The sequence below is a fragment of the Streptomyces sp. NPDC059788 genome (assembly GCF_042732265.1).
Classification (GTDB): Bacteria; Actinomycetota; Actinomycetes; order Streptomycetales; family Streptomycetaceae; genus Streptomyces.
Window position 1 is genome coordinate 54258 of sequence record NZ_JBHWHY010000046.1, and the last position, 26427, is coordinate 80684.

General features: G+C 72.6%; 22 protein-coding genes. 10 read left to right on the plus strand and 12 right to left on the minus strand.

Features of this window, described 5'->3' with window-relative positions:
• Positions 1-63: 63 nt before the first annotated feature.
• The 4 genes from secD to ACFV57_RS32605 form a co-directional block, all read right to left on the minus strand.
• Positions 64-2406, minus strand: a complete 2343-nt coding sequence (gene secD / locus ACFV57_RS32590) for a protein translocase subunit SecD (RefSeq protein ID WP_385239589.1) — start codon at positions 2404-2406, stop codon at positions 64-66.
• Between the two features lie 120 nt (positions 2407-2526).
• A complete protein-coding gene (locus ACFV57_RS32595; RefSeq protein WP_385239591.1) occupies positions 2527-3027 on the minus strand; it encodes a hypothetical protein in 501 nt (166 codons plus the stop codon).
• A 98-nt stretch (positions 3028-3125) separates the two neighbouring features.
• Positions 3126-4523 (minus strand): sensor histidine kinase, encoded by a 1398-nt coding sequence (locus ACFV57_RS32600; RefSeq protein WP_385239592.1) that lies wholly within the window; start codon positions 4521-4523, stop codon positions 3126-3128.
• Entirely contained in the window at positions 4520-5302 is a 783-nt protein-coding gene (locus ACFV57_RS32605) for a response regulator transcription factor (RefSeq protein ID WP_385239594.1), read from the minus strand. The genes ACFV57_RS32600 and ACFV57_RS32605 overlap by 4 nt, the downstream gene beginning before the upstream one ends.
• 63 nt (positions 5303-5365) lie before the next feature.
• Between ACFV57_RS32605 and ACFV57_RS32610 the strand changes: the two genes are divergently transcribed.
• Together ACFV57_RS32610 and ACFV57_RS32615 are read left to right on the plus strand one after the other, a co-directional pair.
• A complete protein-coding gene (locus ACFV57_RS32610) occupies positions 5366-6532 on the plus strand; it encodes a glycosyltransferase (RefSeq protein ID WP_385239595.1) in 1167 nt (388 codons plus the stop codon).
• Positions 6529-7548: a GDP-mannose 4,6-dehydratase gene (locus ACFV57_RS32615; protein WP_385239597.1), complete on the plus strand. Its 1020-nt coding sequence runs from the start codon at positions 6529-6531 to the stop codon at positions 7546-7548. The genes ACFV57_RS32610 and ACFV57_RS32615 overlap by 4 nt, the downstream gene beginning before the upstream one ends.
• Before the next feature lie 63 nt (positions 7549-7611).
• Here ACFV57_RS32615 and ACFV57_RS32620 read toward each other — a convergent pair whose 3' ends face one another.
• On the minus strand, positions 7612-8325 hold the full coding sequence (locus ACFV57_RS32620; protein WP_385239599.1) for a TetR/AcrR family transcriptional regulator: 714 nt from the start codon (positions 8323-8325) through the stop codon (positions 7612-7614).
• A 345-nt stretch (positions 8326-8670) separates the two neighbouring features.
• On the opposite strand from ACFV57_RS32620, the gene ACFV57_RS32625 reads away from it, so the two are divergent.
• The 4 genes from ACFV57_RS32625 to ACFV57_RS32640 all read left to right on the plus strand — a co-directional run bounded on the left by ACFV57_RS32625 (position 8671) and on the right by ACFV57_RS32640 (position 12896).
• Positions 8671-9639 carry a tetratricopeptide repeat protein gene (locus tag ACFV57_RS32625; protein ID WP_385239601.1) on the plus strand — a complete coding sequence of 323 codons (969 nt, stop codon included), beginning with the start codon at positions 8671-8673 and terminating at the stop codon, positions 9637-9639.
• 614 nt (positions 9640-10253) lie between these two features.
• Positions 10254-10889, plus strand: coding sequence for a DUF6230 family protein (locus tag ACFV57_RS32630; protein WP_385239603.1), 636 nt, complete (start codon positions 10254-10256; stop codon positions 10887-10889).
• Between the two features lie 143 nt (positions 10890-11032).
• On the plus strand, positions 11033-11539 hold the full coding sequence (locus tag ACFV57_RS32635) for a DUF6114 domain-containing protein (protein ID WP_385239605.1): 507 nt from the start codon (positions 11033-11035) through the stop codon (positions 11537-11539).
• A complete protein-coding gene (locus ACFV57_RS32640; protein WP_385239607.1) occupies positions 11529-12896 on the plus strand; it encodes a hypothetical protein in 1368 nt (455 codons plus the stop codon). The genes ACFV57_RS32635 and ACFV57_RS32640 overlap by 11 nt, the downstream gene beginning before the upstream one ends.
• A 78-nt stretch (positions 12897-12974) precedes the next feature.
• Here ACFV57_RS32640 and pyk read toward each other — a convergent pair whose 3' ends face one another.
• The 3 genes from pyk to pta all read right to left on the minus strand — a co-directional run bounded on the left by pyk (position 12975) and on the right by pta (position 17868).
• Complete coding sequence (pyk, locus tag ACFV57_RS32645; RefSeq protein ID WP_385239609.1) at positions 12975-14402, minus strand: pyruvate kinase; 1428 nt, start codon at positions 14400-14402, stop codon at positions 12975-12977.
• A 115-nt stretch (positions 14403-14517) separates the two neighbouring features.
• On the minus strand, positions 14518-15729 hold the full coding sequence (locus ACFV57_RS32650) for an acetate kinase (protein ID WP_385239611.1): 1212 nt from the start codon (positions 15727-15729) through the stop codon (positions 14518-14520).
• Between the two features lie 39 nt (positions 15730-15768).
• Positions 15769-17868: a phosphate acetyltransferase gene (gene pta, locus ACFV57_RS32655; protein WP_385239613.1), complete on the minus strand. Its 2100-nt coding sequence runs from the start codon at positions 17866-17868 to the stop codon at positions 15769-15771.
• 230 nt (positions 17869-18098) lie between these two features.
• Here pta and ACFV57_RS32660 point away from each other — a divergent pair, with 230 nt between their 5' ends.
• The 4 genes from ACFV57_RS32660 to ACFV57_RS32675 all read left to right on the plus strand — a co-directional run bounded on the left by ACFV57_RS32660 (position 18099) and on the right by ACFV57_RS32675 (position 20360).
• The gene (locus tag ACFV57_RS32660; protein WP_385239615.1) at positions 18099-19124 is read left to right on the plus strand and encodes an ATP-dependent 6-phosphofructokinase; all 1026 of its coding nucleotides are present in this window, start codon (positions 18099-18101) and stop codon (positions 19122-19124) included.
• Between the two features lie 173 nt (positions 19125-19297).
• A complete protein-coding gene (locus tag ACFV57_RS32665) occupies positions 19298-19717 on the plus strand; it encodes a phage holin family protein (RefSeq protein ID WP_385239617.1) in 420 nt (139 codons plus the stop codon).
• Positions 19714-20100 (plus strand): DUF3618 domain-containing protein, encoded by a 387-nt coding sequence (locus ACFV57_RS32670; protein WP_385239619.1) that lies wholly within the window; start codon positions 19714-19716, stop codon positions 20098-20100. Before ACFV57_RS32665 ends, ACFV57_RS32670 begins: the two co-directional genes overlap by 4 nt.
• A complete protein-coding gene (locus tag ACFV57_RS32675; RefSeq protein WP_385239621.1) occupies positions 20100-20360 on the plus strand; it encodes a DUF4235 domain-containing protein in 261 nt (86 codons plus the stop codon). Before ACFV57_RS32670 ends, ACFV57_RS32675 begins: the two co-directional genes overlap by 1 nt.
• 82 nt (positions 20361-20442) lie before the next feature.
• Here the strand turns inward: ACFV57_RS32675 and ACFV57_RS32680 are convergent, their stop codons facing one another.
• The 4 genes from ACFV57_RS32680 to ACFV57_RS32695 form a co-directional block, all read right to left on the minus strand.
• Entirely contained in the window at positions 20443-20748 is a 306-nt protein-coding gene (locus ACFV57_RS32680) for a hypothetical protein (protein WP_385239623.1), read from the minus strand.
• 138 nt (positions 20749-20886) lie between these two features.
• Positions 20887-22545, minus strand: coding sequence for a catalase (locus ACFV57_RS32685; RefSeq protein WP_385239625.1), 1659 nt, complete (start codon positions 22543-22545; stop codon positions 20887-20889).
• 103 nt (positions 22546-22648) lie between these two features.
• A complete protein-coding gene (locus ACFV57_RS32690) occupies positions 22649-23725 on the minus strand; it encodes a YihY/virulence factor BrkB family protein (protein ID WP_385239627.1) in 1077 nt (358 codons plus the stop codon).
• A gap of 125 nt (positions 23726-23850) precedes the next feature.
• On the minus strand, positions 23851-26421 hold the full coding sequence (locus tag ACFV57_RS32695; protein WP_385239629.1) for an ABC transporter permease: 2571 nt from the start codon (positions 26419-26421) through the stop codon (positions 23851-23853).
• Between the last annotated feature and the right edge of the window lie 6 nt (positions 26422-26427).

The window sequence follows — 26427 nt, forward strand, 5'->3', positions numbered from 1 at the left end:
GGGGTTTCTTGGCGCACCTCCCCGGGGGGGGGGGCGGGGCGCGCCCCCGCCCCCGGTGTCATGTCAGACCACCGCGCCGTTCCCGGCCCCGGCCTTGTCGCGCGGCCGCGCGGCGGGCGCCTCCGGACCCGGGTGGCGGCCCTCCAGGACGACGGCGGCCGGGGCGGCGGTGAAGACGGTCGAGGCGATGCCGAACAGGACGCCCGCGAGCAGCGCCACGGAGAAGTCGGCCAGCGAGTCGCCGCCCAGCGCCGCGAGCGCCGCGAGGACGAACAGGGCGCCCATCCCCGTGTTCACCGTACGGGGCACGGTCTGCACGATCGCCCGGTCGGCGATCCGGGCGAGCCCCTCCGCGCCGCGCGCCGCCCGGTCGCCCTTGGCGCCGCGCCGCAGTTCCCGTACGCGGTCGAAGAGCACGACCGTGTCGTTGACCGAGTAGCCGACGACGGTCAGCAGCGCCGCGAGGAAGACGCTGTCCACCGGCTTGCCCAGCCAGGCGAACAGGCCCACCACCAGGACCACGTCCGCGAGCATGGCGAGGACCGCGGCCGTCGCGAACGTCCAGCGGAAGCGGATGCTCAGGTAGACCAGCTGGGCGGCGACCGCGATGCCCAGCGCGATCAGCGCCTTGCCGCGCAGCTCGCTGCCCATGCTCGGGCCGATCAGCTCGTCCCGCTCGACCTCGACCGAGCCGCCGGGGGCCTGGAGCGACGTACGGATACGTTCCTGCTCGGCGTCGCTCAGCCGCTCGGTCCGTACGCTGATGCCGCCGTCGCCCGACTCCTGCACGACCGCACGCGGGAAGCCCGCCTCCGAGACGGCCTCGCGCGCCGTCTCGGCGTCCACCGTACGGCTGGTGCTGTACTCGACGAGCCGGCCGCCGGTGAACTCCACCCCGAACTCCAGACCGCGCACCCCGATCCCGACGACGGCGAACAGCAGCAGACCGGCGCCGATCCCCAGCCAGGTGCGGCGCCGCCGCATCAGCCGCGGTTCGCGGCGGGCCAGCCACCGCCGCACCCGCCCCCCGGACGCCATACCGGTGATCGCGGGCCGCCGCTGTACGCAGCCCCGGCGCACCGCCCACTGCGCCAGCACCCGGGTGATGACGAGCGCCGAGACCATCGAGGCCAGCACGCCGATGGACAGGGTGACGCCGAAGCCCTTGACCGGTCCGGTCGCGAAGAAGAACAGCAGGCCCGCGGCGAGCAGCGTGGTGACGTTCGAGTCGATGATCGCGCTCCACGCCTTGCCGAAGCCCTCGCGCAGCGGGCGCCGCAGATCGCCTCCGGAGCGGGCCGCGCGGCGCGCGTACTCCTCCCTGGCCCGCTCGAAGACCAGCACGTTCGCGTCCACCGCCATGCCGATCGCGAGCACGAAACCGGCGAGGCCCGGGAGGGTGAGGGTGGCGCCCATGGCGACGAGCGCGGCGTAGGAGATCAGTCCGTACGCGGCGAGCGCGGCGGTGGCCAGCGCGCCCAGCAGCCGGTAGACGACGATGACGAACACGCCGGTGCACAGCAGGCCGATGACGGCGGCGGTGGCGCTGGCCTTGATCGCGTCGGCGCCCAGCGTCGGGCCGACGGTGCGCTGTTCGACGACCTCGACGGGGACCGGCAGGGCGCCGCCCTTGACGAGAGCCGCCAGGTCACGGGCCTCGGCGTCGTCGAACCCGCCGGTGATCTGCGCACTGCCGCCGCTGATGCCGGTCTTGCAGGGGACGCTCTGCTGCATGCCGGGCGCGGAGATGATCCGGTCGTCCAGCACGATCGCGACCCGCCGGGCCGGATCGCCGGGCGCCGCGCAGGCCGCCTCGCCGGTGACCCGCGCCCAGGCGTCGGCGGCGGCGCCGCGGAACGCCAGGTCGACGGTCCAGCCACGGCCGCCCTGCGCGTCGAAGACGGCCTCCGCGTCCTTGACGCCCTCGCCGGTCAGAGCGGCCGCACCGAGCCGCAGCGCCTGCCCGGGGGCGTCGGGGTCGGGCAGGGTGCGGGTGCGGTCGCCCTTGGCCTTCGCTTCCGGCGTGCCCTTCGGGTCCTGCAGGGACGCGAGTACGGGGTGGAAGGTGAGCTGCGCGGTGCGGCCGATGACCTCGACGGCCTCCTTCGGGTCCTGGACACCGGGCAGTTCGGCGACGATGCGCTGCGCGCCGGAGCGGGACAGCGACGGTTCGGCGACGCCGAGCGCGTCGACCCGCTGCCGCAGCACCTCCAGGGCCCGGTCGGTGGCGGCGGAGTCGGCGCGGGCGGTGGGCGAGTCCTTGGTCTCCAGGACGATCTGGGTGCCGCCGCGGAGGTCGAGTCCGAGGCGGGCCGGGGTGGTCAGGGCGAAGAACAGCGACACGGCGACGACGGCGAGCGCGATCAGCGCACGCCAGGGGCGCCGCGACGGAGCGCGGGACGGCATGAATCTCCCCTTCAGGGGTACGGAGGCGGGGCGCGGGCCTGCCGCGCGCACCGGGCCGCGGCGGCGCGCGGAGGCGTCGCCGGGCAGGGCGGTGCTGCGGGCGGCCGTACGCCTGGGGCGTCAGCTGCTCCGTACGAAGGGGGGTCCGCGCGGGCTGCGCGGGGAGTACCGGGCCGGGGGCGGCGCCCGTTCCTGGCGGGGGCCGACGGTCTCGCCGTACCCGAAGGGGGAGTGGCGGGGCGCCGGGGCCGCGGATGGCAGCGCGCCCGGGAGGCCGGGGAAGCGCGGGTGCGGGAGGACCCCTTGCACCTGGGCGGCGGCGGTCTGGCGGGCCACCGGCCGGTCCGGGGCGGGACGGGCATCGGCCCGGGGGTGACCGGGCGCGGCGTGTGCCGTGAGCGCCTGGGGCGCGGCGGCGGATGATGGCCGGGAAGCGGTCCAGGCGAGGCCGGAAGCGGTGGCCGCGGGGTTCGCGGTGGCAGCCGGCGGGACGGGCCCCAACGGGCCCGGCGCGGCGCCTGCCGTGCCGGACGTACCGGCCAGGACCAGCAGGACCGCCCACAGGCCGGCCAGCGCGCGGGGCAGGAAGCCCGGCAGCGCACGGCGCGCTCGTCCGCTCACCGCCCGCCCCTTCCGGTCCGCCCGCCCGGCCCCACCCGGCCGTGATTCCGGCCCAGGGTAGTACGCCGTACCTGTTCGGGAACCCGTACGGTCCCGTCCTACCCCGCCGGGAAGCGGAGACGGAAGAGCGCCCCGCCGCCCGGCGCCCGGGCGGCCGTCAGTTCGGCGTGGTGGGCGCGGGCGATCTGGCGGGCCATGGCCAGGCCGAGCCCGGAGCCGGGCAGCGCGCGGGCCGCCTCGGCGCGGTAGAAGCGGTCGAAGACGTGCGGCAGGTCCTCGGCCGCGATGCCGGGGCCGTGGTCGCGTACGGTCAGCACCAGGCCGTCCGCACCGGCGGAGAGTTCCGTCTCGACCGGGCCGCCGGGCGGCGAGAACTTCGCCGCGTTGTCCAGGAGGTTGGTCAGCAGCCGGGACAGCCGCGCCGGTACGCCCGGGACGGCCGCCTCCCGCGCCGCCCCGTCGATACGCGCGGTGAACGCGATCTCCGGCCAGTGGCCGCGGGCCGCCTCCACCGCGTGTTCCAGCAGCTTCGCCGGGCGCACCTGTTCCACCAGCGGCTGCGGCTCCTCGTCCCGGGCCAGTTCGATCAGGTCGTTGACGAGCGTGGTGACCTCGCGCAGCTGCCGGGCCAGGGCGCCGGACGCGCGGTCGCGCTGCGCGCCGCTCAGCCGGTCGGCGCGGGCGAGCAGCTCGGCGTTGGTGCGCAGCGCGGTCAGCGGGGTGCGCAGCTCGTGGGAGGCGTCCGCGACGAGCCGGCGCTGCGCCGCGACCGACTGTTCCAGCTCGCCAAGCATGGTGTTGAAGCTGGCGGCGAGCCGGGTGACCTCGTCCTCGCGGCCGGGCGGCCCGGCGGGCAGTTCGATGCGGTGCCGGGCGTCGCGGGTGGCGGCGATGCGTTCGGCGGTGGCGGTGAGCCGGGCGACCGGGGCCAGCCCGGTGCGCGAGACCCAGTAGCCGAGCCCGGCAGCCAGCAGTACGCCCGCGCCGCCCACTCCGGCCAGTGCCAGCGCGGACTTCTGGACGCCACGCTGCACGGTGTCCGTGCGCAGCGCCACTTGGAGCGCCTCGTCCGTGCCGCGCAGCCGCATGGTGTACATCCGCACCGGGTAACCGGCCACGGTCAGCTTGGTGTAGTACGGCGCGTGCCGGCCGGCGGCGACCTCGCGGGTGGTGTCGTCGACCGGCAGCGCGTAGGGGTCGCGCGGGTCCCTGGACTTGTCGGCGGGGACCGACTGGACGCAGGGCACGGCCTGGAATCGGCAGCTCGTGTCGCCCGCAGTCGGGCCCCACTTGCGGAACTTCTCGCTGTACTGGGCCGCTGTCTGGGCCAGGTTCAGTTCCAGCTGACGGGTCATCTGGTAGCGGATGATGAAGAACGCCGCCGTACAGATGCCGATCGCCACCAGGGCCACGGCGGCGGACGCGGCGATCGCCAGCCGCGTCCGCAGCGGGCGGCGACGGCGCCAGCGCGCGCCCAGACCGCGCCGCCCGCTCACGCCCGTCCCGTCCCGGCCTCGCGGGCCGTGTGGTCCGCCTGGTCCAGGCGGTAGCCGACGCCGTGCACGGTGTGCACCAGCCGCGGCTCGCCGCCCGCCTCCAGTTTGCGGCGCAGGTAACCGACGTATACGGCCAGGGAGTTGGAATCCGGGCCGAAGTCGCGGCCCCACACCCGCTCCAGGATCATCTCGCGCGGCATCACCTGTCCGGGATGCAGCAGGAGCAGTTCCAGCAGGGCCCATTCCGTACGGCTGAACTCCAGCGGCCGCCCGCCCCGGTGGCCGGTGCGGGTCACCGGGTCGACGACCAGGTCGCCGAAGGAGAGCGAGGTGTCGTCGGCGGCGGACGCCGACGCGCGGCGCAGCAGCGCCCGTACGCGCGCGACCAGCTCGTCCAGCGCGAACGGCTTGACGAGATAGTCGTCGGCGCCCGCGTCCAGCCCGTCCACCCGCTCGCTGACCGAGTCCAGCGCGGTCAGCACGAGGATCGGCGTACGGTCGTCCAGCGCGCGCAGCCTGCGGCAGACCGCCAGGCCGTCCAGCACCGGCATCATCACGTCCAGGACGATCGCGTCCGGCTGCCAGGAGGCCACCTCGGAGAGCGCGGCCAGTCCGTCGGAGGCGCCGCGTACCGCGTACCCCTCCACGCTCAGGCCGTCCTCGACGGCGGCCCGCACCTCCGGTTCGTCGTCGACGACGAGGATCTTCGGCGGGGACGGGGCGGCGGGCCGCTGGGCGGCGTTGCGGTGCGCGGGGTGCGGCGCGGGCGAGGACGGCATGGACACAGGCTGCCAAACCTGTGTCTTAGAACCTTCTTAGGGCGCTTCGCGAGCGTGGCGGCCATGCGCACACCACTCTCAGTCGTCATCGGTGCGGGAGGTACCGGCGGCCACATCTACCCCGGGCTCGCCCTCGCGGACGCCCTGCGACGGGCCGTGCCCGACGCGGTGGTCTCCTTCGTCGGTACGGAGCGCGGGCTGGAGACGCGGCTCATCCCGCAGGCCGGATACCGCCTGCACACCGTGGACATGATTCCCTTCGACCCGTCGCTCGGCGCCAAGCGCTACCTGCTGCCCGCCGCGCTGCTGAGATCCGGCGCCCAGTGCCGCTCGATCCTGCGCGCCCAGGGCGCCCAGGTCGCGGTCGGCATGGGCGGCTACCCGAGCGCGCCGGTCATCGTCGGGGCGCGGCTGGCCGGGCTGCCCAGCCTGGTCCACGAGTCCAACGCGGTGCCCGGCCGGGCCAACAAGTTCGCCGCCCGGCTCACCCCGCACATCGCCCTCGCCTTCGACCGCAGCCGCGCGCACCTGGTCGGCGGTGAGCGCGCCGAAACGGTCGGCATGCCGCTGGTCGGGCCGCTGGCGGGCCTGGACCGCATGGCTCTGCGGGCGCGGGCGCGCCGCGAACTGGGCGTGCCGGAGGGCGCCCGGCTGCTGCTCGTCAACGGCGGCAGCCTGGGCGCGGCCCGGCTCACCGAGGCCGCGGTCGGACTCGCGGCCCGCCACCGGTCCCGTACGGACGTGCGGCTGCTGGTCAAGACCGGGCCCGCCGCCCTGGAGGAGACCCGGGAGCGGCTGGTGGCGACGGGCGGCGCGGCGGTCGCCGAGGCCGTCCCGTACCTGGACCGGATGGACCTGGCCTACGCCGCCGCCGACCTGGTGGTGTGCCGGGCCGGTTCGGCGACCGTCGCCGAGCTGGCGACGATCGGGATGCCGGCGGTCCTGGTGCCGTATCCGCACGCGCCCGGCGACCACCAGACGCACAACGCGCGGGTGCTGTCCGACGCGGGCGCCGCCGTCCTGCTGCCGGACGCCGAGACCACCGCGGAGCGCCTGGACGCGCTCGTCACGCCGCTGCTCGACGACCCCGACCGGCTGGCCGCCATGGGGCAGGCCGCCGACCCCGGCACCCACGCGCGGGCCGCCGACCTGCTGGCCGCCAAGGTCCTGACGCTGGCCGGCCACCCCGCGTCCCACCCCTCCACCCCTTTCCTGAAGGAGACCGCATGAGCACCACCGACCACGCCGTCATGGAAGCCCGCTGGAAGGGCCGCACCGTCCTGGTCACCGGTGCCGAGGGCTTCATCGGCTCCACGCTGGTGGACCAGCTCGTCGGGTACGGCGCGAAGGTCCGCGCCTTCGTGCACTACAAGCCGTACGCCGAGAAGGGCCACCTCGCCCGCTACCTGGGCCCGGACAGCCCGGTCGAGATGATCGCGGGCGATGTGCGCGACGCCGGGCGGGTGGCGGACGCGGTGGCCGGCTGCGACACGGTCTTCCATCTCGCCGCCCTCATCGGCATCCCGTACAGCTACGACTCGCCCGGCGCCTACGTGCAGACCAACGTCGTGGGCACCGAGAATCTCGCCGAGGCGTGCCGCCGGCACTCCGTGCGCCGCCTGGTGCACACCTCGACCAGCGAGGTGTACGGCACCGCGCTGACCGCGCCCATCGGCGAGGACCACCCGCTCCAGCCGCAGTCCCCGTACTCCGCCTCGAAGATCGGCGCGGACATGATGGCGCTCTCCCACTGGCACGCCTTCGAGCTGCCGGTCACGGTCGTCCGCCCGTTCAACACCTACGGCCCGCGCCAGTCGGCGCGCGCCGTCATCCCCACCATCCTGGCCCAGCTGCACTCCGGCTCCCGGCAGATCAGGCTGGGCTCGCTCGCGCCGACCCGCGACTTCACCTATGTCACCGACACCGCGGCCGGGTTCCTGGCGATGGCCGACTGCGACCGGGCGCTGGGCGAGGTCGTCAACCTCGGTACGGGACGCGAGATCTCCATCGGGGATCTGGCGCGGGCCCTGATAGCCGCGTCCGGGCGGGACGCCGAGGTGGTGGTGGAAGGTTCGCGGCTGCGGCCCGCCGGAAGCGAGGTCCAGCGACTGCTTTCGGACAATTCGCGGGCGCTGGAGTGGTCGGGATGGACGCCCGAAGTGTCCCTGGAGGAGGGACTGAAGCGGACGTCGGAGTGGGTCGCGGAGCACGTGCACCTGTTCGCGGCGGACCGCTACCAGGTCTGAGCGGCGGGCCGTACGGGGTCCGCGCGGCGGGGCCGTACGAAGACCGCGGGCCCGCCCGGAGCGCTACGTTCCGGGCGGGCCCGCTTCCGTCTCCGCGGGTCCGGCCAGGCCGCCCAGACCGGCCAGCAGCAGCGTGCTGAACTGCTGCGCCCACAGCTCGTCCACCGGCTCCGCGCTGACCAGTGCCCGGTGCACGACCGCGCCCGCGATCACGTCGAAGATCAGGCCCACCGCCCGGCCCGCCGCTGCCGCGCCCTCCTCGCCGGCGGGGTCCGGCGGCAGTTCCCCGCGCGCCTGGGCCCGCTCGCGCCCGAGGACCACCAGCCGCTTCTGCCGCTCCACCACCGCGGAGCGGATGCGTGCGCGCAGCGCCTCGTCGGTGGTGGACTCGGCGACCACGGCCATCAGCGCCGTCTTGGTCTCCGGGTGGGCCAGCAGCGAGGCGAACTGCAGGACGACGCCCTCGATGTCGGCCTGGAGGCAGCCCCGGTCGGGCAGTTCCAGCTCGTCGAAGAGGACCGCGACGGCGTCCAGGACCAGTTCGTTCTTGTTGGCCCAGCGGCGGTAGAGCGTCGTCTTGGCCACCCCGGCGCGGGCGGCCACATCGCTCATCGTGAGCTTGCCCCAGCCCAGCTCGACCAGCGCGGCGCGGGTGGCGTCGAGGATCGCGCGGTCCGCCTCGGCGCTGCGCGGCCGGCCCGTACGGCTCCGGGAGCCCGCACGGCCCGCGGGGGAGCTGGTGCCGGTGAGGGGGCAGCGGTGCATGGGGGCGACCATACCGGCCAGTAGCCTTTCGCGGACCCGTCCTCGTGAGGCAGATCACGCGGACGGATTCGGTGCGGGGTTGCCCGGCCGGGGAGCCGCACAGTTACGCTACGGGTCGTAGCGAAAGGGTGTGGCCGCGACGGCGCGCCCCGGACGCGACAACCACAGGCCGCGGGTGGGGACCCGGGGCCGCAGCAGCACCACCGGCCCCTCGGGGACCGGCGGAACGCGGCATCTCCGTCCTGCGCCGGCACACCGGCGGGCCGCACGGACGGGCCGGCGCCGCGCGTTTTTCGCGCACCGTGAATTTTCGGCACCGCTTTTCGCGATGGTCCGCGGAAGGGGGAGGATAGACCCATGCAGCCACGCAACATGTCCATGAGTGGAGTCGTCGACCTCGCCGCGGTGAAGGCGGCCGGGGAAGCCAAGCAGAAGGCGGAGCAGGCGCGCGCCGAGGCGGCCCGCACGGGGCGGCCCACAGGCGGCGCCCGTCTGGTGTTCGACGTCGACGAGGCGGGGTTCCAGCAGGACATCCTCCAGCGCTCCACCGAGGTCCCGGTCGTCATCGACTTCTGGGCCGAGTGGTGCGAGCCGTGCAAGCAGCTCGGCCCGCTGCTGGAGCGGCTGGCGGGGGAGTACGCCGGCAAGTTCGTGCTGGCCAAGATCGATGTCGACGCCAACCAGGCGCTGTTCCAGCAGTTCGGCGTGCAGGGCATCCCGGCCGTCTTCGCGGTCGTCGCCGGCCAGCCGATCCCGCTGTTCCAGGGCGCGGCCCCGGAGGCGCAGATCCGCCAGGTGCTGGACCAGCTCGTGCAGGCCGCCGAGCAGCAGTTCGGGATCGTGGGCGCGCCCGTCGACCCGGCCGACGCCGAGCAGCAGCCGCAGGACGACGCCCCCGAGCCGGTGGGCCCCTACGACGCGCTCCTGGAGGCCGCGAACCAGGCGCTGGACAACGGCGACCTCGACGGCGCCGTCCAGGCGTACAAGAACGTGCTCTCCGACGACCCGGCCAACCCGGAGGCCAAGCTCGGCCTGGCGCAGGCCGAACTGCTGCGCCGGGTGCGGGACCTGGACCCGCAGGAGGTGCGCAAGGCCGCGGCCGACGCCCCCGGCGACGTGCAGGCGCAGATCAAGGCGGCCGACCTGGACCTGGTCGGCGGCCATGTCGAGGACGCCTTCGGGCGGCTGGTGGACGCCGTCCGGCGTACGGCGGGCGAGGACCGCGAGGCCGCGCGCGTACGGCTGCTGGAGCTTTTCGAGGTCATCGGCACCGACGACCCGCGGGTGATTTCGGCGCGTACGGCACTGGCGCGGGTGCTGTTCTGACCCCTCGGCGTCCGGTCTCCCGCGTCTCCTGAGACACGCGGGTCCCCTACTCGACAGCGGCCACGTTTTACCAAATCTTGGTAATCGTGGCCGCTGTTACTTGGAGTAAGAGGGGGGTGGGGGTTTGTGGGCGTTTGTCCCCGCTTCCCCCGTGTCCCCTCACTGTCGGCGACAACCCTGGGTACCCGCTCGATTTCGCGCCGTCGCGCCGTGGTTATCTCTCCGTTACTCGCAAGTAACGAACCCCTTGTGCGACAGCCGCCGATGCACCACGATCGGCCACGCTCGGTCCATTCCCGCCGCCCGGCAACCGGTCGGTGCCGCGGAGTTCATGGGTCCCCACCGAGTGGCCGGCGGCGCCGCCACCGGTCCTGGACAGGGGGGTTCCTGCCCACCCGGCAGGGCCTGTCCGACAAAGGCCATGCGTGAGCGTGGCCAGTGGTTGTCGCTCGGGGGTGATCGCCGGTGATTCGGAACGCCGTACGCTCGTACGCCTTTCGATACGGGCGCTCTCCTTCCCGAGGACGTAGCACTTCTCCCATCCCAGATACGGCCGCCGTCTCCCCGAGATGCGGACCGCAACCGGAGATGTACGTCCGAGAAGGAGGAAAGTCATGGAGTCCCTGGCTCGTGGCGGGACCAGATGGAAGCGGTTCGCCGTTGTCATGGTGCCGAGCGTCGCGGCGACGGCTGCCATCGGAGTCGCCATCGCGCAGGGTGCGCTGGCGGCGTCGTTCAGCGTCTCCGGTCAGCAGTTCAAGGTCACCGCGCAGGAACTCGACGGTGACGGGTTCGTCCAGTACGGCGCCCTCGACAAGGGCAAGGACGGCCAGCACCCGGTCGCCGTGGTGGGCCTGAAGTCCGCCACGATCACCAATCTGTGCCAGTCGGTCGTGGTGCCGGTGCCGGTCTTCGGCGACGTGACGATGCGGCTCAACGCGGGCGGCGGCGGTGGCCCGAAGGTCCAGGCGAAGACGCTCTACATCGACGCCGACGACCTGCGGACCAACGCGACGTTCACCAATGTGGACATCGGCGTCTCGGTGGACGACACCCGCGGCAAGACTCCCGGCCCGGCCAAGCCCGGCGAGGGGGGCAGAGGGGACTACCTCCCGGGCTCCTTCGCCCAGCAGGCCGAACATGTCCTGTTCAAGGACGTCAAGCAGCGCGCGTGGGCCACCACGGCCGGCACGTTCGAACTCAGCGGTCTGCACATGAGTGTCAGCCGCGGCAAGAACGAGTGCTACTGACGCACTGAGCGCACGGGGGCAGGGGTGTGCGCGGCGGAGCGGTTTCGCCGTCCGCGCGCCCCGCGCCCGTACGCCGGCGGCCACCGCACCGCGCACTCCAGCTCACGTACCACCGATTAGCCAGTCCCGAGGAGCTGTACGACATGAGCGCCGACACGCGACCACGGCTGAACGAGAGCATCGGCCGCAAGCGCACTTCGTTTAGGGAGTGGCGAGGTCAGCGCCCGTTCTGGGCCGGGGTGCTGACGCTGCTGGCCGGATTCCCGATCATGTACATCCCCTACGCGAACCTCACGATCGGCTCCCTGACCGTCCGGATGGCGACGACCGCGGGCGCCGGCTCGCTGATCATCGGCGTACTCCTGGTCGTCCTCGGCCTGACCATGTGGTTCCAGCCCGCCTCCCGTGTCTTCGCGGGCGTGGCGGCGATCCTGCTGTCCCTGGTCTCCCTGGTGGTCTCCAACTTCGGCGCCTTCGTGGTCGGCTTCCTGCTGGGCCTGATCGGCGGCGCGCTGGGGGTCTCCTGGGCACCGGGCAAGCCCCTCGCCCCCAAGGACGACGACTCGGCCCGGCCCGCGGGCGGCACACCGGACGACCTGTCAGGAGCGAGCCCGGTCAACGGGACGAACGGGAGGCACAGTGCCGGGTGACGAACTGCACGAGACGAACGCGGCCACCCCTGGCGCGAGAACCGGGCCGCGCCACGCGGCCCCGCGCAAGCCGCTGCTGACCCGGCTGCACGTGCCCGCCGGCAAGGCGATAGCGATAGCCGCGATGCCGTCCGCCGTCCTGATGGGCATGGGTCTGACGCCGCAGCTGGCGATGGCCAAGCCCCAGCCGCCGGAGAGCCCCTTCAGGAACGGCCCGTGCGTCAGCGTCCCCGACAAGGCGGAGCAGGACGCGAAGGAGAAGGCCGAGAAGGACAAGGCGGCCAGGGAAAAGGCCGAGAAGGAGAAGAAGGAGAAGGCGGACAAGGACCGGGCGGCGAAGGAAAAGGCCGCTGAGGAAAAGGCCGCCGAGCACAAGGACCCCACCGGCACCGGCACCGGCCAGGACACCCCGGCACCCGGCGCCTCCACCCCGGCCCCGGACCAGAGCGGGACGGCCCCCGAGCCCACCCCGTCCCCGTCCACGGGGAAGTCCACGACCCCGTCCCCTTCCGCCTCTCCCACGGAAAAGAACCCCTGGTACGACCCGCTGGGCGTGGGCAGGAAGCTGCACGACGTCTTCCACCCCGGCGAGCAGAAGTCCGGCAGCCCGAGTGCGTCGCCGTCCCCGTCCCCGTCCTCCTCCGCGCCCTCCGGCAAGGACTCCGGCGGTACGGCGGGCAAGCCCGGCGGCAAGGCCACCGACCCGCTCAAGGACACCGCCGACAAGCTGGGCAAGGCGGCCGACGACGTCACCGGCAAGGCCGGGAAGGCCGGGGACGACGCCAAGGACAAGGACAAGGCGGACGACGCCCTCCCGTCGCCGTCCCCGTCCCCCAGCGGCAGCGCCGATCCGAACGCCCCCGACGCGGACGGCAAGAAGCCGTTCCCCTGCGTCGAGGAGAAGAAGGCCGACGGCAAGGCCGAGCAGCCCCCGACCTCCGTCCCGAACCAGCCGTGGCAGCTGGAGTCCAGCGGCCTGACCCTGCGCGGCCTGGACTACGAGGGCGTCGTCAACCTCACGATGCCCAACGGCCGGACCAAGCAGGCCCTGAAGTTCACCGCCGACAGCATCGACATCGGCGACCTCCACCAGATCGTCGACGGCCCGGCCGGGAAGAAGTACCACGTCCAGGCGGCCGCGGGCTCGACCTCGACGATCCGCGACGGCAAGGTCACCATGTACACCGAGCGCCTCCAGGGCAACCTCTTCGGGCTGATACCGATCGTCTTCGACCCGGAGCACCCGCCGCCCGTCAACGTCCCCTTCGCGTACTTCACCAAGGTGAAGATCACGCAGGCGGGCCAGTTCGGCGGCACCCTGACGATTCCGGGGCTGCACCAGTCGATCACGGGCTGAACCCGCCCCGGCGTACGGCTGTGGGCCGCACCCCCTACGGGATGCGGCCCACAGTCGTGTTCGGGTCCTGGCGGGCGGTCAGCCGCGGTCGCCGCCCAGGTGGTGGACGCGGACCATGTTGGTGGTGCCGGGGACGCCGGGGGGCGAACCGGCCGTGATGATCATGGTGTCGCCGTCGTTGTAGCGCTGGAGCTTGAGCAGCTCGGCGTCGACCAGGTCGACCATCTCGTCGGTGTGCTCCACGTGCGGCACGACGAAGGTCTCCACGCCCCAGCTCAGCGCGAGCTGGTTGCGGGTGGCGGCGTCCGTGGTGAAGGCCAGGATCGGCTGGGCCGCGCGGTAGCGGGACAGGCGGCGGGCGGTGTCACCGGACTTGGTGAAGGCGATCAGGGCCTTGCCGTTGAGGAAGTCGGCCATCTCGGCCGCCGCGCGGGCCACCGCGCCGCCCTGCGTACGGGGCTTCTTGCCCGGGACCAGCGGCTGCAGGCCCTTGGACAGCAGCTCCTCCTCGGCCGCCTCGACGATCTTCGACATCGTCTTGACGGTCTCGATCGGGTACTGGCCGACCGAGGACTCGGCGGAGAGCATGACCGCGTCCGCGCCGTCCAGGATCGCGTTGGCGACATCGGACGCCTCGGCGCGGGTCGGCCGCGAGTTGGTGATCATCGACTCCATCATCTGGGTCGCCACGATCACCGGCTTGGCGTTCCGCCGGCACATCTCCACCAGGCGCTTCTGCACCATCGGGACCTTTTCGAGGGGGTACTCCACGGCGAGGTCGCCACGGGCCACCATCACGCCGTCGAAGGCCGCGACGACCTGCTCCATGTTGTTGACCGCCTGCGGCTTCTCCACCTTGGCGATCACCGGGACGCGCCGGCCGACCTCGTCCATGACGCGGTGCACGTCGTTGACGTCCTTGGCGTCCCGCACGAAGGACAGGGCGACCAGGTCGCAGCCCATGTTCAGGGCGAACTTCAGGTCGTCGATGTCCTTCTCGGACAGCGCCGGGACGTTGACCGCCGCGCCGGGCAGGTTGATGCCCTTGTGGTCGGAGATCACGCCGCCCTCGATGACGATGCAGCGCACCCGGGGGCCGTCGACCTCGACGACCTGGAGCGCGACGTTGCCGTCGTTGATCAGGACCGGGTCGCCCTTGGAGACGTCGCCCGGCAGACCCTTGTAGGTCGTGCCGCAGATGGTCTTGTCGCCGGGCACGTCCTCGGTGGTGATGACGAACTCGTCACCGCGCACCAGCTCAACGGGGCCGTCGGCGAAGGTCTCCAGGCGGATCTTGGGGCCCTGGAGGTCGGCCAGCACGCCGATGGCGCGGCCGGTCTCCTCGGCGGCCTTGCGGACGCGGTGGTAGCGCTCCTCGTGCTCCGCGTGGGTGCCGTGGCTCATGTTGAATCGGGCCACGTTCATGCCGGCCTCGATCAGCGTCTTCAGCTGGTCGTAGGAGTCGACGGCGGGGCCCAGGGTGCAGACGATTTTGGAACGGCGCATGGCTCAATCCTATCGTTTGTTTCGGAGCGGAATTATTGGGGCTCGGGTGCCCGGAAGCGGTGTGCCGGCCGGGCGCCGCGCGGATGCCGGCAGCGCCCGGCCGGGAGGCCCGAGGTCAGTTGCTGACCAGGGCGTATGTCTGGTTGGCGATCTCCAGCTCCTCGTCGGTGGGGACGACGGCGACCGCGACCCGGGCGTACTCCGGCGATATCAGCCGCGCCTTGTCGGACCGTACGGCGTTCAGCTCGGCGTCCACCGCCAGCCCCAGCTCCTCCAGGCCGGTGACCGCGGCCTCGCGCACCGGGGCGGCGTTCTCGCCGACGCCCGCGGTGAACGCCACCGCGTCCACCCGGCCCAGCACCGCGCTGTAGGCGCCGATGTACTTCTTCAGCCGGTGGATGTAGATCTCGAAGGCGAGCGCCGCCTGCCGGTCGCCCTCGTCGATACGGCGGCGGATCTCCCGCATGTCGTTGTCGCCGCAGAGCCCGATCAGCCCGCTCTTCTTGTTGAGCAGCTCGTCGATCTCGTCCGCGTCCATGCCCGCCACCCGCTTGAGGTGGAAGACCACGGCCGGGTCGATGTCACCGGACCGGGTGCCCATGACCAGGCCCTCCAGCGGGGTCAGCCCCATGGAGGTGTCCACGCAGCGGCCGCCGGCCACCGCCGAGGCGGAGGCGCCGTTGCCCAGGTGCAGCACGATGACGTTGACGTCCTCGGGTGCCTTGCCGAGCAGCTCGGCGGTCCTGCGCGACACATACGCGTGCGAGGTGCCGTGGAAGCCGTAGCGGCGGATGCGGTGCGCGTCGGCCGTCTCCACGTCGATGGCGTAGCGCGCCGCGTGCTCCGGCATCGTGGTGTGGAAGGCGGTGTCGAAGACCGCGACCTGCGGCAGGTCGGGCCGCAGCGCCTGCGCGGTCCTGATGCCGGTGATGTTCGCCGGGTTGTGCAGCGGCGCCACCGGCACCAGCCGCTCGATCTCCGTGAGCACCGCGTCGTCGATCACGGTCGGCGCGGTGAACTTCAGGCCGCCGTGCACCACCCGGTGGCCGATCGCCGCCAGCTCGGGCGAGTCCAGGCCGAGCCCGTCCGCGGACAGCTCGTCGGCGACCGCCCGCAGCGCCTCCTCGTGGTCGGCTATCCGGGCCTCGCGCTCCCGCTTGTCGCCGCCGGTGGCCAGCGGGGTGTGGGACAGGCGCGAGGTCTGCTCGCCGATGCGCTCGACGAGACCCACGGCGAGCCGGGAGCCGTCCTTCATGTCGAGCAGCTGGTACTTCACCGAAGAGGAGCCGGAGTTGAGGACGAGGACGCGGGTGGCGTTGGCAGTCATGAAGCAGCTTTCGGTTGGTGGTGGGGGCGGCCGGGGGCGTCAGGCGTCGGCGGCGGGCGAGCCGCCCGGTGCCGCGCCCTGCGCCTGGATGGCCGTGATGGCCACCGTGTTGACGATGTCCTGGACCAGCGCGCCGCGCGAGAGGTCGTTGACCGGCTTGCGCAGGCCCTGGAGCACCGGGCCGACGGCGACCGCGTTGGCCGAGCGCTGCACGGCCTTGTAGGTGTTGTTGCCGGTGTTCAGGTCGGGGAAGACCAGCACCGTGGCCCGGCCGGCGACCTCCGAATCCGGCAGCTTGGTCCTGGCCACCGCGGCGTCCACGGCGGCGTCGTACTGGATCGGGCCCTCGACCAGCAGGTCGGGACGGCGCTCGCGGACCAGCTCGGTGGCCTTGCGGACCTTGTCGACGTCCGCGCCGGAGCCGGAGGTGCCGGTGGAGTACGACAGCATCGCGATCCGGGGCTCGACGCCGAACTGCGCCGCGGTGGCCGCCGACTGGATGGCGATGTCCGCGAGCTGCTCGGCGTCGGGGTCGGGGTTGACCGCGCAGTCGCCGTAGACCAGGACGCGGTCGGCCAGGCACATGAAGAAGACCGAGGAGACGATCTGCGCCCCCGGCCTGGTCTTGATGATCTCGAAGGCGGGGCGGATGGTGGCCGCGGTGGAGTGCACCGCGCCGGAGACCATGCCGTCGGCCAGGCCTTCCTGCACCATCAGGGTGCCGAAGTAGGACACGTCCGCGACGACGTCGTACGCCAGCTCGTAGGTGACGCCCTTGTGGGCGCGGAGCTTGCCGTACAGCTCGGCGAAGCGCTCGCGCAGCGGGGAGACCTGCGGGTCGATGATCTGCGCGCCGTCCAGGTCGATGGCCATGTCGGCGGCGCGCTTGCGGATCGCCGCCTCCTCGCCCAGCAGCGTCAGGTCGCACACGTCGCGGCGCAGCAGGACATCGGCGGCGCGCAGCACCCGCTCCTCGTTGCCCTCCGGCAGGACGACACGGCGGCGGCCCGAGCGGGAGCGCTCGATCAGCTCGTGCTCGAACATCATCGGCGTGACGCGGCCGGACCGGGCGACGGAGATGCGGTTCGTCAGCTCGGCGGTGTCCACATGCCGCTCGAACAGGCCGAGGGCGGTCTCCGCCTTGCGCGGGGCCGCGGCGTTCAGCTTGCCCTCGACGGCGAACAGCTCGGCGGCGGTGGGGAAGGAGCCGCCGGACACCGAGATCACCGGCGTGCCGGGGGCCAGCCGGTTGGCCAGCGCCATGATGTCGGGGCCCGGACGCTCGTCCAGGGTCAGCAGGACACCGGCTATGGACGGGGCACCGGCGCTGTGCGCGGCGAGCGAGCCGATCACCAGGTCGGCGCGGTCGCCCGGGGTCACGACCAGGCAGCCGGGGGTCAGCGCCTTCAGGAACGTCGGCAGCATGGCGCCGCCGAAGACGAAGTCACGGGCGTCGCGGGCCAGCCCCGAGTCGTCGCCGAGCAGCACCTCGGCGCCGAGCGCGTGCACGATTTGGCCGACGGTGGGCGCGGAGAGGGCGCCGTCCTCGGGAAGGGCGTAGCAGGGGACGGGCAGGTGGGCGGAGAGCTGCTCGGCGACGGCCGGGTGCTGCTCGGGCGCCACCCGGTTCACGACCAGCGCGACGACGTCGCAGCCCAGCGAGTGGTAGGCCTGGTAGGCGTTGCGCGCCTCGGAGCGGACCGACGCGGCCTCCTGGCCCTGGCCGCCGACGACGGGCAGCACCGCGGCGCCGAACTCGTTCGCCAGCCGGGCGTTGAGGTTCAGCTCGGCGGGCAGGCTGGTGGCCGCGTAGTCGGAGCCGAGCACCAGGACGTACTCGTGGTCCCTGGCCACCCGGTGGAAACGCTCGACGAGCTGGGAGACCAGCTCGTCGGTGCCCTGCTCGGCCTGGAGGCGGGCGGCCTCCTCGTAGCCGAGGCCGTAGACGGTCTCGGCGGGCTGGGAGAGCCGGTAGCGGGCCCGCAGGAGTTCGAACAGGCGGTCGGGTCCGTCGTGCACCAGCGGGCGGAAGACGCCCACCCGGTCCACATGGCGGGTCAGGAGTTCCATCACTCCCAGCTCGACGACCTGGCGGCCGTCGCCGCGGTCGATACCGGTCACGTACACGCTGCGCGTCACGCGTGCTCTCCGATCCATCCGTCGCTTCGCAAGGTCAAAATACCCGTTATGGTGAGCTTGCCCCTCTTGACAATACCTGCGGCTGTGGATACGCCGCGCTTCCAGTTTTACGTATGTGTCAGCGGCCACCGGTAGCGGTGCCCGACGCTGTGAGGGCAACGCCGTGCGGCCCGTGAAACAATCGGACCCGGCTCACAAGAACCAACAGCGAGCACAGGAGACACTGCACCATGCGTATCGGAGTCCTCACCGCGGGCGGCGACTGCCCCGGCCTCAACGCTGTGATCCGTTCGGTGGTGCACCGGGCTCTCACGGGCCACGACGACGAGGTCATCGGTTTCGAGGACGGGTTCAAGGGCCTGCTCGACGGGCGGTACCGCAAGCTGGACCTGGACGCGGTCAGCGGCATCCTGGCCCGCGGCGGCACGATCCTCGGCTCCGCCCGCCTGGAGCGCGCCCGGCTGCGCGAGGCGTGCGAGAACGGCAAGGACCTCGCTCGTGAGTACGGCATCGACGTGCTCATTCCCATCGGCGGCGAGGGCACGCTCACCGCGTCGAAGATGCTCGCCGACGCGGGCCTGCCGATCGTCGGCGTGCCCAAGACGATCGACAACGACATCTCCGCCACCGACCGCACCTTCGGCTTCGACACCGCCGTCGGCGTCGCCACCGAGGCCATCGACCGCCTCAAGACGACCGCCGAGTCGCACCAGCGCGTCATGGTCGTCGAGGTCATGGGCCGGCACGCGGGCTGGATCGCGCTGGAGTCCGGGATGGCCGGCGGCGCCCACGGCATCTGCCTGCCGGAGCGCCCCTTCGACGTGAACGACCTGGTCGCCATGGTCGAGGAGCGCTTCGACCGCGGCAAGAAGTTCGCCGTGGTCTGCGTCGCCGAGGGCGCCCACCCCGCCGAGGGCACGATGGACTACGGCCACGGCGAGATCGACCAGTACGGACACGAGCGCTTCCAGGGCATCGGCACCGCCCTCGCCCGGGAGCTGGAGCACCGCCTCGGCAAGGAGGCCCGCCCGGTCATCCTCGGCCACGTCCAGCGCGGCGGTACGCCCACCGCGTACGACCGGGTGCTCGCGACCCGCTTCGGCTGGCACGCCGTCGAGGCCGCCCACCGCGGCGACTTCGGCCAGATGACCGCCCTGCGCGGCACGGACATCGTGATGAGCCCGCTGGCCGACGCGGTGACCGAGCTGAAGACCGTGCCGGTGAACCGGATGCAGGAGGCCGAGTCGGTCTTCTGAGCCCGCACGCCTCCCGCGGCGCGCGTTCCCCTGCCGGGGAGCGCGCGCCGTTCGCGTTGTGCGCCCCGGCGTACGGCCGTCGGTACGGCCCCGGCACCCGTACGGGCCAACGTTCCGGTTAACCGGCCCCTGAGGAGGTACCCGGCGCGCACAAGGAAGGAGACGTGACCGGGATGAGCGACTTCGTGGATCACCGGACGGCCCGGCCGGACGGCAGGCCGGTCAGCGAGCTGGTCACCCAGGCATCGGAGCAGCTGTCCAGCCTGGTACGCGACGAGATGCGGCTGGCGCAGGCGGAACTGGCCCGTAAGGGCAGGCGCTTCGGCGCGGGCGGCGGGCTGCTCGGCGGCGCCGGGACGGTGGCGTTCCTGGCCGCGCAGGCGCTGGTGGCCACCGCGGTCATCGCGCTCGGGCTGGTGCTGCCGCTGTGGGCCGCCGGCCTGGTGGTCGTGGGCGCGCTGCTGGTGCTGGCGGCGGTCCTCGGACTGCTGGGGCGGCAGCGGCTCCGCCGGGCCACCCCGCCGGTGCCCGAGGAGGCCGTACGCAGCGTCCGCAAGGACATCGAGGAGATCAGGGAGAGGGCCCGGCGATGACCAGTGACCGCGGCAAGGAGGGCGCGGCGAGCCCGGACGAACTGCGCGCCCGCATCGAGCGGACCCGGCAGGACCTCGGCGACACCGTCGCCGCCCTGGCCGGCAAGGCCGACGTGAAGAGCCGCGCCCGGGAGAAGGCCGCCCGGCTCGGGGACCGTCTGCGGCACGGGACGGCGGTGGCCACGGACCGGCCGGCCGGTTCGACCGCGCTCCGTACGGCCGCCGTCGCGGGCGGCGCGCTGCTGGCCGGCGCGCTGGTACTGCGCCGCCGCGGCCGGGCACGCATACGTCCGTACATGCCGCGTAGGAAGAAGACCGCCCGCCCGCTCGCCGGAGCGGGTGCCAAGGCCCGGCGGGCCTGCCGGAACAAAGGACACCGCTGATGATCAAACTGCTCTACAAGCCCCTGGGGATGGTCTTCGGCGTCCTCGGCGGCGTGCTGGCCGGGGTGCTGTTCAAGCGCCTGTGGAAGCTGGTCGGCGGCGCGGAGGACGCGCCGGAGGCCCTGGACGAGGAACGCCGCTGGCGCGAGGTGCTGCCGGCCGCCGCGCTCCAGGGCGCGACGCTCGCGGTGGTCAAGGCGGCCGTGGACCGCAGCGGCGCGGTGGCCGTGCGCAAGGCGACCGGCACCTGGCCCGGCTGACCCCGTACGCCGCTACCGACCGGCGCCGTGCCGTACGTCCGCCCGCCGCCCTCGTGCGTCCGCACGGCGGCGGGCCGGCCGGTCACGGCCTGGGGTTGGTCCGGTGCCAGCGGGGGCGGGCGTCCCCGCCCCGGCGGCCGGCGACGGACGCGCAGCGGGGGCACACCCGCTGCACGCGGTCCGCGGCCCCGCCCGACTCGGGAAGGATGTCGGGCCACGCGACGTGCGGGAACCGGGCCAGCTGCGAGCGGCTGAGCGAGAGGCCGCACACGGTCTGGTTCAGCCCCTGTTCCCAGGCGTGCACCTCGCCCGCGGGCAGCCGCCGCCCGTCCTCGTCGTCCACCCACTGGCCCGATGCCGCGACCGCGTACCGCTTCGCCGCTGCCATGACCGATCGTTCCTCCTCCCGTGGCGCCCCTCGCGCGGGAGGCGGGGGCGGGCCACCCCTGGCGCACACGGACACGGCCCCGCCGGATCGCCGGCGGGGCCGTGCCGCAGGGCGTCGTCCGTGCGTTCACGGTGCCCCTCAGGAGGCGGCGGTATGCCGCTCGTCGGGCACGCAGTGGGTCATGGTCAGCCCGGAGACGTCCCGCGGCGGGTTGTCGCCGAGGCGCGACAGCCGCTCGCGGTCCTCGTCCGTCAGATCCTGGCCCGCCAGCGGCTCCAGGTGGGCGACGCCCTTCGGGCCGATGCCCAGCCCCTCACCGACCCGCAGTCCGAGTTCGTTCTCGACCAGCAGGAAGTGCCACACCATCCGTTCCTGCACCGCCCGGTCGGCCTGGGAGATCAGGTCGGTGAGGTTCTTGACGAGGTCGTCGCGCTCCCAGTCCTCCATGAGCCGGAAGCGCTGGCCCGCCTGGAGGTAGTCGTTGGTGCGCGGGATGCGCTTGCGGGTGAGCCGGCCCCGGATCTCCGGCCCCTGCTCGTCGTGGGTCGGGTACTGCCCCTCGTGCAGGCCCCCGAGGATCGACGGCTCGTAGTTGACCTCCACGTTCCCGCCGTGCTGGTCCTGGTCGTACGCCATCAGGCCGTCGCGCTGGTTGGTGCGTACGGTGGCGCGCTTGGCGCGGTTGACGGGGAGCTGGAGGTAGTTCGGGCCGACCCGGTAGCGCTGGGTGTCGCTGTAGGAGAAGGTCCGGCCGACGAGCATCTTGTCGTCGGAGAAGTCCAGGCCGTCGACGAGGACGCCGGTGCCGAAGGAGATCTGCTCGTTCTCGGCGAAGTAGTTCTCCACCGTGCGGTCCAGGACCATGCGGCCCACCGGCCGCGGCGGGAAGTCCTGCTCCGGCCAGGTCTTCGTGTCGTCCAGCGGGTCGAAGTCCAGCTCCGGGTGGTCGTGGTCGGCCATCACCTGGACGGCCAGCTCCCATTCGGGGTGCTCGCCGCGGCGGATCGCCTCGTACAGGTCCTTGGTCGCGTGGCCCAGCTCCCCGGCCTGGACGGCGGCGGCGTCCGCCTCGGTCATGCTGCGCACGCCCTGCTTGGGCAGCCAGTGGTACTTGACCAGGACGGTGTCACCCTCGTCGTTCACCCATTTGTAGGTGTTGACGCCGAAGCCCTGCATGTGCCGGTAGTCGGCGGGGATACCGCGCGGGCTGAAGAGGTTGACCAGCATGTGCATCGACTCCGGCGTCTGCGACATGAAGTCGAAGATGCGGGCCGGCTTCTGCTCGTGCGAGACCGGGTCGGGCTTGAGGGCGTGGATGACGTCGGGGAACTTGATGGCGTCCCGGATGAAGAAGACGCCCAGGTTGTTGCCGACGAGGTCCCAGTTGCCGTCCTCGGTGTAGAACTTCACCGCGAAGCCGCGCGGGTCGCGGGCCGCCTCCGAGGAGTCCCGGCCGCCGATCACGGTGGAGAACCGCACGGCCACCTCGGTGCGCCGGCCGGCCTCCTGGAACAGCCTGGCCCGCGTGTAGCGGCCGACGGGCTCGTCGCCCCACTTCCCGTAGCTCTCGAAGTGGCCGTACGCGGTCACACCGCGCGCGTGCACGACGCGCTCCGGGATGCGCTCCCGGTCGAAGTGGCTGATCTTTTCGAGGAACTGGTAGTTCTCCAGCGTGGCGGGCCCGCGCGCGCCGACCGTCCGCTGGTTCTGGTTGTCGTAGACCGGGTGGCCTTGCCGGTTGGTGAGCACCGGGCGGTCGTCGCCGGGTGCCGGTCCCTGGCTTGCTGTGTCTGTCACTGCTCTCGGTTTCCTTCAGCACTCGAAGGCGCTCGGGTCCGCGCCGTGGGTGGGGCTCCGGAAGGACAGAGGTACCCGCTGGGGACGGCGGTGGTGCCAACGCTCACCTCTTTGGGGCAGCGCCGCCGGGCCACGGCTTCTCGGTGCCGCCGGGCCGTGAGCCCTTCGGTGCTCCCGGGACGGCTCCCCGGCGGTCCGGCGACGGCTCCCGTTCCGTACGGCGCCGGCGCGGCCGCGGCAGGCGGCGCGGCCAGGCTCGGGTGTCGCGCGGCTCCACGTACGGCTCCTCACCCGGCGGGTGCCCCTCGGCGATCGCCCGCTGCCGGGCCAGCTCGGCGTCGAACTCCAGGCCCAGCAGGACCGCCAGGTTCGACAGCCACACCCAGACCAGGAAGACGATGACGCCCGCCAGGGTGCCGTACGTCTTGTTGTACGAGCCGAAGTTCGCCACGTACAGCGCGAAGCCCGCCGAGGCGGCCAGCCACAGCGCGACGGCCAGGAAGCTGCCGGGGGTCAGCCACCGCAGGCCCTGGTCCCGCACGTTGGGCGTGGCCCGGTACAGGATGGTGATCATCAGCACCACGAGCAGGACCAGCACCGGCCACTTGGCGACCGACCAGACCGCGAGGCCCGTGTCGCCGACGCCCAGCGCGCGGCCCGCCTGCCGGGCCAGCGAACCGGTGAAGACCACGATCACCGCGCTGGCGGCGAGCAGCACCATCAGCACGACGGTCACGCCCAGGCGCAGCGGCAGGGTCTTCCACGCCGGCCGGCCCTCCGGCAGGTCGTAGACGGCGTTGGCGGTACGGATGAAGGCCGCGATGTAGCTGGAGGCCGACCACAGCGCGGCCAGCAGACCCACGACGGCCAGCACGCCGCCCGTGCCGGGCCCGTCCTGCAACTGGTGCACGGCGCCCCGCAGGATCTGCCGCGCGGCCTCGGGCGTGATCTCTTCGAAAGTGCCCAGGACGGCGTCGGTCGCCGACTTCCCGATCACCCCGAGCATCGAGACGAGCACCAGCAGCGCGGGGAGGAGGGAGAGCACTCCGTAGTACGTGAGGGCCGCGGCGCGGTCGGCGAGCTCGTCGTCCACGAACTCCTTGGCCGTGCGCCGCAGTACGTCCCACCAGGAGTGGGTGATCAGCGCGGTGGGTTTCTCGGAGGAGGAATCGGCTGCCATGCCGGTGCGGGTTGCCCTTTCGGGGCGGGCGAACCCTTCGCGCCCGGTCCGGTACGGCAAAACGCCTGCCCCGTCCCTGGGGGTGAAGGGACGGGACAGGCGGGCGGGGAACCGCCTCCGGGCGGTCACTGGGCGCCGATGGACTCCAGCATGTTCAGCCGGGCGGCCCGGCGGGCCGGCCAGGCGGCGGCGAGGACGCCGACCACCAGGGCGATCGCCAGGAAGATGCCCAGGCGGTCCCACGGCAGGATCATTTCGTACGTCGGCATCGAGGCGGCCGTCATCTTGCCGCCGGCCCAGGCGAGGAAGATGCCCACGCCGATGCCGAGCACCGCGCCGAACAGGGAGATGACGACGGATTCCAGGCGGACCATCTGCTTGATGCCGCTGCGGGCGAGGCCGATGGCGCGCAGCATCCCGATCTCCCGGGTGCGTTCGAAGACCGACATGGCCAGGGTGTTGACGACGCCGACCACCGCGATGATCACGGCCATGCCGAGCAGTCCGTAGACCATGTTCAGGACGGTGTCGATGCTGCCGGCGTTCTCCTTGCGCAGCGCGTCCTTGTCCTGGACCTTGAGCAGCGGGCTGTCGCCGAGGGCCTTGCGGATCTCCTTCTCCAGCCCGGCGTCGGGCCCGTTGGCCGTCTTGATCAGGACCTTCTCGTCCTTGAGGGGCTTGACGTGCGGGTCGACCAGCGCGGTGGAGCCGAACAGGTCACCGATGGTGGCGTTGTCCTCGTAGACGCCGGCGACCTTGAGCCGGGCCTTCTCCTTCTTCTCCGTGCCGGTGAAGAAGCCGACCTCGTGGGTCTCGCCCGTCTTCCAGTGCAGCTTCTCCGCCCGGCTGCGGGAGACCGCGACCCCGCCGTCGCGCACGGCGTCCAGCGACCCGCTGACGAACGTGAGGTCGGCGACCTTGTCGAGGTGCGCGAGGTCGGTGCCGGAGATCGAGCCGTAGCCGTCGCCGCCGTTCGTCTCGAAGGCGGCAGAGCGGAGGGGCACCGCCGCCTGCACGCCGGGCAGCTTCGCGGCCTTCTTCGTCAGTTCGGGGTCCAGGCCGAGGAAGTTGGCCGTACCGACCTGGTAGTCCGCGGTCAGGCCCTGGGCTGCCATCTCGTCCGAGGCGCGCTGGCCCGAGACGCCGACGACCGTCATGCCGGTGATCAGGGTGAGGCCGATCATCAGGGCGGAGGCGGTGGCGGCGGTGCGGCGCGGGTTGCGCAGCGCGTTCTCCTTGGCCAGCTTGCCGCTGATGCCGAAGACCCGGGTGGTGACCTTGCCGGCCAGCGAGACCAGCGGCCGGGACAGCAGCGGCGCGAGGACGATCACGCCGACCAGGGTGAGCGCCGAGCCCGCCATGGGGGTCATCATGTCCTCGGCGGTCTTCTGGGTGGACACATAGAGCATGATCGCGACGCCGAGGCCGGTGATGACCGCGCCGATGGTGTTGCGGACGACCAGGCCGCGCAGCTTGGGCGCCGCGTCCACCGTGTTCAGCGCCTCGACCGGGGCGATCTTCGCGGCCTTGCGGGACGGCAGCCAGGCGGCGAGTACGGTCACCAGCACACCGACGCCCAGCGCGGACAGTACGGCGCTCGGGCTGATGACCAGCGGGCCGTCGGGGAAGCCGGCGCCGTTGGCGTTGAGCACGGCGCGCATGGTGACCGCGATACCGGTGCCGAGGGCGAAGCCGACGACGGAGGAGACCAGGCCGAGCAGGCCCGCCTCGGCGAGCACCGAGCGCACCACCTGACGGCGGGAGGCGCCGATCGCCCGCATCAGCGCGATCTCACGGCTGCGCTGGGAGATCAGCATGGTGAAGGTGTTGGCGATGATGAAGATGCCGACGAACAGCGCGATACCGGCGAAGACCAGCAGCGTCTTGCTCATCGCCTGGTTGCTCTGCTCGACCATCTTGGCCTGGTCGGCGGCGAGCACGGCGCCGCTGGTCGCCGTCGCGCGGTCCTTCGGCAGCAGCTTCTCGACCGCCGCGGTCAGCGCCTTCTCGTCGGTGCCGGGCTTGGCGGCAACGACCAGTTCGTCGTACTGGCCGGGGTGCACGAACAGCTTCTGCGCGGTGGCGGTGTCGAACAGCGCGAGGCTGCCGCCCGCGGTGACCTGCGGGTCCTCGGAGTGGACGATGCCGACGAGCTTCTTGTGCAGGGCCGGTCCGTCGGTGGCGAAGCGCACGGTGTCGCCGAGCTTCAGACCGCTCTTCTCCGCGGTGGCCTCGTCGAGGGCGATCTCGCCGGCCGCGGCCGGGCCGTGGCCCTGGACGACCGGGTAGCGGCTGTCCTTGCCGTCCGCGCCCGGCTGGTAGTTGGTGGCGACGTTCTGCCAGTCGTTGCCGATCGGCTGGTTGTCCTTGTCGGCGACGGTGGCGCGGCCGCTGACGTTGGCGTGCACGGCGGCCACGCCCGGCAGCGAGCGGACCTGGTCGGCCAGCCGGTCGGTGAGCAGCGTCGAGCGGTTCTGCCCGTCCTCGGGGATGCGTGGTCCGTCACCCGAGGTGGACTGGACGGAGACGGCGACGTCCTTGAAGCTCTTGGCCGAAGCCTTCTTGACGGCCTTGCCGACCGTGTCGCTGAAGACCAGGGTGCCGGAGACGAAGGCCACGCCGAGGAGGACCGCGAGCGCGGTCATCATCAGGCGGGCTTTGTGCGCGAGCACATTGCGCAGGGCGGTTCGGAACATGGTGGT